Genomic DNA, 8,542 nt, shown 5'->3' on the forward strand with positions numbered 1-8,542 from the left:
CTGCCGCTGAATGCGGTGATGGAATCCCTGCAACCACGTGACGATGATCTGCATCCGCTGGCAGGGGGCGAGCGTGTGCTGGAAGTACGCGGCGAATATCTGCCGCTGGTTGAGTTGTGGAAAGTCTTTGAAGTGGAAGGGGCGAAAACCGAAGCCACCCAGGGCATCGTGGTGATCCTGCAAAGCGGCGGTCGCCGTTACGCGCTGTTGGTCGATCAGTTGATCGGTCAGCACCAGGTGGTGGTTAAAAACCTGGAGAGTAATTATCGCAAAGTGCCGGGTATTTCAGCCGCCACTATTCTTGGCGATGGCAGCGTCGCGCTGATTGTGGATGTCTCCGCCCTGCAGGGTTTAAATCGCGAACAACGTATGGCGATCACCGCCGCCTGATTGAGTAAGAAAGGGTAAAATATGACCGGTATGACTAATGTAAGCAAACTGGCCGGCGAGCCGTCAGGTCAGGAATTCCTGGTGTTTACGCTGGGAGATGAAGAGTACGGTATCGACATCCTGAAAGTACAGGAGATCCGTGGTTACGATCAGGTCACGCGCATTGCCAATACGCCAGCCTTCATCAAAGGGGTGACCAACCTGCGCGGCGTGATTGTGCCGATTGTCGATCTGCGCGTGAAGTTCTGCCAGGGTGATGTTGATTACAACGATAACACCGTGGTGATTGTGCTGAATCTGGGACAGCGCGTGGTGGGGATCGTTGTCGATGGCGTGTCTGATGTGCTGTCGCTGACCGCAGAGCAAATCCGTCCGGCACCGGAATTTGCCGTAACGCTGTCAACGGAATACCTGACCGGACTCGGTGCGCTGGGCGACCGGATGTTGATTCTGGTGAACATTGAGAAACTGCTGAACAGTGACGAAATGGCGCTGTTAGATATGGCCGCCTCTCACGTCGCCTAATCGCATGATCAGATGACGGCGTAAACGCCTTATCCGGCCTACCACCTCAACGTAGGCCGGATAAGCGAAGCGCTATCTGACAGTCAACCGTTATGCTCCGACCTGCTGTGACACCGCCTCCTCCTCACTCTCTTCCAGTAAACCTTCGTTTTGTGCCAGCATCGCCGTCGCAATACCGTTACCTAACACGTTAATGGCGGAACGGCCCATGTCGAGAAAATGGTCGATACCCATCAGAAGCAAAATGCCGGCGACCGGAATGTTAAAGCTCGGAATCGTTGCCGCCAGCACCACTAACGCGGAACGCGGAACGCCGGCAATACCTTTTGACGCCAGCATCAGCGTGAGCATCAGGACGCTAATCTCAGCAAACGACAGATGAATGTTGTAGGCCTGCGCGATAAACATCGACGCAAAAGAGCAGTAAACCATTGAACCGACCAGGTTGAACGAGTAACCAATGGGCAGCACGAAAGAGACGATGTTGCGCGAGCAGCCAAATGTCGTCAGTTGCTCCAGCGTTTTCGGATAGGCCGCTTCAGAACTGCTGGTGGTAAAGGCCACCAGAACCGGATCCTTGAGCATGCCAAGCAGGCGAAACACCTCTTTTTTCAGTACCAGATATCCCACTGCCAGCAACACCAGACAGGTCATCAGAATTGCCACGTAATAACCGCCAATGAACGAGGCGTAGTTGAGCAAAATGCCCAATCCTTCGGTGGCGATCACCGAGGAGATGGCGGCAAAAATGGCCAGCGGGGCGACGTACATCACGTAGCCGGTCACTTTCAACATAATGTGGGAAACCACGTCCAGCGCCGCCACCAGCGGGGTATTGAATTTTTCGCCCAACGACGCGCCGCCGATCCCGAAGAACATCGAGAACACCACAATCTGCAAAATTTCGTTATTGGCCATCGCACCGGCAATGCTGGTAGGAATGGTATGTGACAGGAAACCTTTCAGGCTCATCCCGCCGACGGCGAGACCGGTATCCACGGCTTCTTTCGGGATAGCCAGATTGAGTCCGCTGCCGGGTTGTTCCAGGGTGACAATAAAAAGGCCCACCAGAATGGAAAGAATAGAAGAGCTGATGAACCAGATCATCGCTTTACCGCCCACACGTCCGATGGTGGACGTTTCGCCAAGACGCATACTGCCCACAGTCAGAGTGCTGAACACCCGGGGGGCGATAACCCTCTTAATCAACCGTAAGAAGATGTCGGTGAGAAGGGTGATGTTATCCGACCAGGCGGCAATGACGCTTTCGGATGTATACGAGTGAATAACTGCACCTGACACAATACCTGCCAGCATGAAAATCACGATGAATATCGTGAGTTTATTTGCATTTGCCACTAAAAATCCCTCGGGCTGAATTTAACAATTTTTTATCAGCGATACATATGTTTTATGTATTTAATTACGCCGAATCATTTCCTACCTAACCTGGAGTAATTCGTCGTGGGTTACAACTTTTTTTTATTATTTACTTATTTTGTTGTATTCATGACCGCGTACTTTTTAGCACGGGATAGCATAAACGTCTGTGACTGCCAGCCACGCGTCTGCCATCTCAGTGACTGGGTGGAGTGGATATCGCCTTCTGACCTGGATTTCCCTTTCGCAAACGTAAAGTTCTTATCAAGGGTGCCGATAACGTTGTTAACTCGTTTTCAGGAAGGTGCCTTATGTTTAACCGTATCCGCGTTGTCACAATGCTGATGATGGTGCTGGGGGTTTTCGCACTGCTACAGCTTGTCTCTGGTGGTTTGCTGTTTTCGTCTTTACAGCAGAATCAAAAAAGTTTTGTTATTTCCAACGATCTACGCCAACAGCAGAGTGAACTGACCTCGACATGGGATCTGATGCTGCAAACACGTATCAACCTCAGCCGTTCCTCTGCACGCATGATGATGGACGCCAACAATCAGCAGAGTAGTGCAAAAAACGATCTGCTGAAGAGCGCGAAAAATTCCCTCGCTCAGGCGGCAGAGCACTACGCCAGATTTAAAGCTATCGATCCGCTGCCAGAGATGGTGGAGGTCAGCAACAATGTGGACGAAAAATACCAGAACTATTTTGCCGGTTTAACCGAACTGGTGCAGTTCCTGGAAAGCGGCAACATGGATGCCTTTTTCGCGCAACCGACGCAGGGAATGCAAAACGGACTCGGCGACGCGAAAAGCAAGTACGCCAGCGTCAGCGAAAAACTCTATCGCCAGGCGTTTGATGAAAGCGCGCGCGACTACCAGTTTGCGCAGTGGCAACTCGCCATTCTGGCGGTGGTGCTGGTGCTGATCCTGGTGGTGGTGTGGTACGGCATTCGTCACACCCTGCTCAACCCGCTTGCCAGCGTCATCGCTCATATTCGTGAAATCGCCGGCGGTAACCTGACCAACACGCTGACCGTTGCCGGACGGAATGAAATTGGCGAACTGGCTGGTAGCGTCGATCACATGCAGCGCTCGCTGGTAGACACCGTCACCCAGGTGCGCGAAGGCTCCGATGCCATTTACGCCGGTACCACGGAAATCGCCACCGGTAACACCGATCTTTCATCGCGGACCGAACAACAGGCGTCGGCGCTGGAAGAGACGGCGGCCAGCATGGAAGAGTTAACCGCGACGGTGAAACAGAACGCCGACAATGCCCGACAGGCGTCGCAACTGGCGCAGAGCGCCTCGGAAACCGCGCAGCACGGCGGCAAAGTGGTGGATAACGTCGTTAAAACGATGCATGAAATTGCCGGTAGCTCGAAGAAAATTGCCGACATTATCAGCGTTATCGACGGTATTGCCTTCCAGACCAATATCCTGGCACTGAACGCCGCGGTGGAAGCCGCGCGAGCAGGTGAGCAGGGGCGTGGCTTTGCGGTGGTCGCCGGTGAGGTTCGTAATCTGGCCAGTCGCAGTGCGCAGGCGGCAAAAGAGATCAAAGCGCTGATTGAAGATTCCGTTTCGCGCGTGGATACCGGCTCCGTGCTGGTCGAAAGCGCGGGCGAGACCATGAACGATATCGTCAATGCGGTGACCCGCGTGACCGACATTATGGGCGAAATTGCCTCGGCTTCTGATGAACAAAGCCGTGGTATCGACCAGGTGGCGCTGGCGGTTTCTGAAATGGACCGCGTAACGCAGCAAAACGCCTCGCTGGTCCAGGAATCCGCGGCCGCCGCGGCCGCACTGGAAGAACAGGCTAGCCGACTGACGATGGCGGTGTCCGCATTTCGTCTTGCCGCGCGTCCTTATGCGGTAAAAACCAAAGAAGAACGGACTTCTGCAGACGCGCCCCGCAGCGCGCAGAAGCCCTCGTTAAGCATGGAGCACGATACTAACTGGGAAACATTTTGACCGAAATTTAACACTGCGGCCGTTGCCGCCTGATGGGAGCGTTGATGTTTAATCGTATTCGAATCTCGACCACGCTGTTTTTGATTTTGATCCTCTGCGGTGTATTGCAGATTGGCAGTAATGGCTTGTCTTTCTGGGCATTTCGGGACGGTTTTCAGAGCCTGAATCAGGTCGAGCAGAGTAATCAGCAACGCGCGGCGCTGGCACAAACGCGCGCCGTTTTATTACAGGCGAGTACCGCCCTCAACAAGGCCGGGACATTAACGGCGCTGAGCTATCCGCCCGATGACATCAAAAGCCTGATGGTTATTGCGCGCGAAAGCCTGGCGCAGTCCGCCACGCTGTTCAATGGTTTCAAGGCTATCGAGGCGAATACAGAATCAGGCAAAGCGCTGCAGGACGCAACAGAGAAAAGCTTCACTCAGTGGCACAGCGATCTGGAACATCAGGCCACCTGGCTTGAAAACAACCAGTTGTCAGACTTTCTGACCGCGCCAGTGCAGGCGTCGCAGGATGCCTTTGATGTGAACTTTAACGCCTGGCAGCAGAACATTAATCATGTGCTGGTGGTGGCTGGGCAACAGAGCAAAAACAACTATCACATGTCGGCAGCGATCTTTATCAGCATGGTCATTATTGCCGCGCTGTTAACCAGCGGCGCGCTGTACTGGTCGCGCAAAATGATCGTCCAGCCGCTGGCGATTATCGGCAGTCATTTTGACAGCATTGCCGAGGGCAACCTGGCGCGGCCGATTGCGGTTTACGGGCGTAATGAGATTTCGGCGATCTTTTCCAGCCTGAAGGCGATGCAACAGGCGCTGCGGGAAACCGTCAGCGACGTGCGTCAGGGCAGTCTGGCGATGCACACCGGGATTTCTGAAATCGCGATGGGTAATAACGATCTCTCCTCACGCACCGAGCAGCAGGCGGCGTCATTGGCGCAGACGGCGGCCAGCATGGAGCAGTTAACGGCTACCGTCGGTCAAAACGCCGACAATGCGCGCCAGGCTTCCGGGCTGGCAAAAAGCGCCGCCGATACGGCGAAAACCGGCGGCGAACAGACCACCAAAGTCGCCAGTACGATGCAGGCGATTGCCGCCAGTTCGCAAAAGATTGGCGACATTATCGGGGTGATAGACGGTATCGCCTTCCAGACCAATATTCTGGCGCTCAACGCGGCGGTCGAAGCGGCGCGTGCTGGTGAGCAGGGGCGTGGATTTGCTGTGGTTGCCGGAGAAGTACGCAACCTGGCGAGCCGCAGCGCCCAGGCAGCAAAAGAGATTAAAGGGTTAATTGAAGAGTCGGTGAACCGCGTCCACCAGGGATCGCAACTCGTCGATACGGCTGCCCGCACCATGACGGAAATCGTCAGCTCGGTCACCCGGGTCAACGACATCATGGGCGAGATTGCCTCGGCGTCAGACGAACAACGCAGAGGAATAGAGCAGGTGGCACAGGCCGTCACCCAGATGGATCAGGTGACACAACAGAACGCCGCGCTGGTGGAAGAAGCCGCCGCCGCGACCGGGCAACTCGCGCATCAGGCCGACACGCTGTCAGCCCGTGTAGCAGTATTCAAACTTGAAGAGCATGTGGTAACACACCAAGAATCGGCACCGCCGCAGGCTGTGCCCGTTGTATCCTGAATGTGATTGAGAAGGCGCTATGACATCATCTCTGCCCAACGGGCAAACGTCATTATTGTTACAGATGACCCAGCGCCTTGCGCTGTCCGACGCGCACTTTCGTCGGATATGTCAATTAATCTACCAGCGTGCGGGGATCGTGCTGGCGGACCACAAGCGGGACATGGTTTACAACCGCCTGGTCCGTCGTCTGCGTACGCTGGGAATGGATGATTTTGGTCACTATCTCAGCGTGCTGGAAGCGAATCAAAGCAGCGCAGAGTGGCAGGCTTTTATCAACTCGTTGACCACTAACCTGACCGCTTTTTTCCGCGAAGGGCACCATTTCCCGGTACTGGCGGAAAGCGCGCGTCGTCACAGCGGCGAATACCGGGTCTGGAGCGCCGCGGCATCGACCGGTGAAGAGCCGTACAGTATCGCCATTACGTTGGCCGATACGCTGGGCATGGCGCCAGGGCGCTGGAAGGTGTTCGCCAGCGATATTGATACCGAAGTGCTGGAAAAGGCCCGTAGCGGGATCTATCGCCTGGACGAACTGAAGACCCTGTCGCCGCAGCAGCTCCAGCGTTATTTCATGCGCGGAACCGGTCCTCATGATGGGCTGGTGCGTGTGCGTCAGGAACTGGCAAGCCACGTCGAGTTTTCCGTGATTAACCTGCTCGATAAGCAGTACACCGTGCCGGGACCGTTCGACGCCATTTTCTGCCGCAATGTGATGATCTATTTCGATAAAACGACGCAGCAGGACATTCTGCGCCGTTTTGTCCCTCTTCTTAAGCCTGATGGTCTGCTGTTTGCCGGGCATTCAGAGAACTTTAGTAACCTCGTGCGCGACTTTAGCCTGCGCGGGCAAACGGTTTATGCGCTAAGTAAGGGTAAAGCATGAGTAAAATCAGGGTGTTGTCGGTCGATGATTCTGCATTGATGCGCCAAATCATGACCGAAATTATTAACAGCTATAGCGACATGGAGATGGTGGCAACCGCACCCGATCCGCTCGTCGCCCGGGATTTGATCAAGAAATATAACCCTGACGTGCTGACGCTGGACGTCGAAATGCCGCGGATGGACGGCCTCGATTTTCTTGAAAAGCTGATGCGACTGCGTCCGATGCCGGTGGTGATGGTGTCGTCGCTGACGGGGAAAGGCTCGGAAGTGACGCTGCGGGCGCTGGAACTGGGGGCGATCGATTTTGTCACCAAGCCGCAGTTGGGGATCCGCGAAGGGATGCTGGCCTACAGCGAGATGATTGCGGAGAAAGTGCGCACGGCGTCACGCGCACGTCTGACAGCCCATAAACCGCTTGCGGCGCCGGTCACCTTAAAAGCGGGACCGCTGCTCAGTTCGGAAAAACTGATTGCGATTGGCGCCTCGACGGGGGGCACCGAGGCAATTCGCCATGTGCTGCAACCGCTGCCACTCTCCAGTCCGGCGGTCATTATTACGCAGCATATGCCGCCCGGTTTTACCCGCTCGTTTGCTGAACGTCTGAACAAGCTATGTCAGATAACCGTGAAAGAGGCGGAGGACGGCGAGCGTGTTCTGCCGGGTCATGCCTACATTGCGCCGGGCGATAAACACATGGAACTGGCACGCAGCGGAGCAAACTATCAAATCAAAATTCATGACGGTCCGCCGGTTAACCGGCACCGGCCGTCGGTGGATGTGCTGTTTCATTCGGTAGCGATTCATGCGGGGCGCAATGCCGTCGGGGTGATCCTGACGGGAATGGGCAACGACGGCGCCGCCGGAATGTTAGCGATGCACCAGGCGGGCGCCTGGACGATTGCGCAAAATGAAGCAAGTTGTGTGGTGTTCGGCATGCCGCGCGAAGCCATCAATATGGGTGGCGTCAGCGAAGTGGTCGATCTTAGTCAGGTTAGCCAGCAGATGCTGGCGAAAATCAGTGCCGGACAGGCAATACGTATTTGAATCAGGAGTAATTTTTTATGGCGGATAAAGAGCTTAAGTTTTTGGTTGTGGATGACTTTTCCACCATGCGTCGCATCGTGCGTAACCTGCTTAAGGAGTTGGGATTTAACAACGTGGAAGAAGCCGAAGATGGCGCGGATGCGTTGAATAAACTGCAGGCAGGTGGGTTTGGTTTTGTCATTTCCGACTGGAACATGCCGAACATCGACGGTCTCGAGTTGCTGAAAACCATTCGCGCGGACAGCGGAATGTCCTCACTGCCGGTGCTGATGGTCACGGCAGAAGCGAAGAAAGAGAACATCATTGCCGCGGCGCAGGCCGGGGCCAGCGGCTACGTAGTGAAACCGTTCACGGCGGCGACGCTGGAAGAAAAACTCAATAAAATCTTTGAGAAACTGGGCATGTAAGGGGCTGACCATGATGCAACCACAGATTAAACCCGTAGATGAACATTCTGCCGGGGATATCATTGCCCGCATTGGTAGCCTGACTCGTATGCTGCGTGACAGTTTGCGCGAGCTGGGGCTGGACCAGGCCATCGCTGAAGCGGCAGAAGCCATTCCCGATGCCCGCGACCGTCTGGACTACGTGGTGCAGATGACCGCGCAGGCCGCTGAGCGCGCCCTGAACAGCGTTGAGGCTTCTCAGCCGCATCAGGACGAAATGGAGAAAGGGGCGAAGGCGCTGAGCAAGCGT

9 protein-coding genes are annotated in these 8,542 nt (G+C 55.2%); 8 read left to right on the top strand and 1 reads right to left on the bottom strand.

Annotated elements, in window-relative coordinates:
* The coding region (locus tag AB7E14_RS16105) for a chemotaxis protein CheW (RefSeq protein ID WP_428169666.1) at positions 1-390 on the top strand (390 nt) is incomplete at its 5' end.
* 21 nt (positions 391-411) lie between these two features.
* The gene (gene cheW, locus AB7E14_RS16110; RefSeq protein WP_043000332.1) at positions 412-915 is read left to right on the top strand and encodes a chemotaxis protein CheW; all 504 of its coding nucleotides are present in this window, start codon (positions 412-414) and stop codon (positions 913-915) included.
* A gap of 90 nt (positions 916-1,005) precedes the next feature.
* On the opposite strand, the gene AB7E14_RS16115 is transcribed toward cheW, so the two are convergent.
* Positions 1,006-2,274, bottom strand: coding sequence for a dicarboxylate/amino acid:cation symporter (locus tag AB7E14_RS16115; RefSeq protein ID WP_428169667.1), 1,269 nt, complete (start codon positions 2,272-2,274; stop codon positions 1,006-1,008).
* 332 nt (positions 2,275-2,606) lie between these two features.
* Between AB7E14_RS16115 and tar the strand changes: the two genes are divergently transcribed.
* The 6 genes from tar to AB7E14_RS16145 form a co-directional block, all read left to right on the top strand.
* A complete protein-coding gene (tar, locus tag AB7E14_RS16120) occupies positions 2,607-4,268 on the top strand; it encodes a methyl-accepting chemotaxis protein II (protein ID WP_044264796.1) in 1,662 nt (553 codons plus the stop codon).
* 44 nt (positions 4,269-4,312) lie between these two features.
* Positions 4,313-5,914 carry a methyl-accepting chemotaxis protein IV gene (tap, locus tag AB7E14_RS16125; protein ID WP_316961758.1) on the top strand — a complete coding sequence of 534 codons (1,602 nt, stop codon included), beginning with the start codon at positions 4,313-4,315 and terminating at the stop codon, positions 5,912-5,914.
* 19 nt (positions 5,915-5,933) lie between these two features.
* Positions 5,934-6,800: a protein-glutamate O-methyltransferase CheR gene (cheR, locus tag AB7E14_RS16130; RefSeq protein ID WP_058588211.1), complete on the top strand. Its 867-nt coding sequence runs from the start codon at positions 5,934-5,936 to the stop codon at positions 6,798-6,800.
* A complete protein-coding gene (locus AB7E14_RS16135; protein WP_043000337.1) occupies positions 6,797-7,846 on the top strand; it encodes a protein-glutamate methylesterase/protein-glutamine glutaminase in 1,050 nt (349 codons plus the stop codon). Before cheR ends, AB7E14_RS16135 begins: the two co-directional genes overlap by 4 nt.
* A 17-nt stretch (positions 7,847-7,863) precedes the next feature.
* Positions 7,864-8,253, top strand: a complete 390-nt coding sequence (cheY, locus tag AB7E14_RS16140; RefSeq protein ID WP_043000338.1) for a chemotaxis response regulator CheY — start codon at positions 7,864-7,866, stop codon at positions 8,251-8,253.
* A 10-nt stretch (positions 8,254-8,263) separates the two neighbouring features.
* A partial coding sequence (locus AB7E14_RS16145) for a protein phosphatase CheZ (RefSeq protein ID WP_428169668.1) occupies positions 8,264-8,542 on the top strand: 279 nt, incomplete at its 3' end.

It is taken from the genome of Citrobacter sp. (assembly GCF_050252275.1).
GTDB classification, from domain to species: domain Bacteria; phylum Pseudomonadota; class Gammaproteobacteria; order Enterobacterales; family Enterobacteriaceae; genus Citrobacter_A; species Citrobacter_A amalonaticus.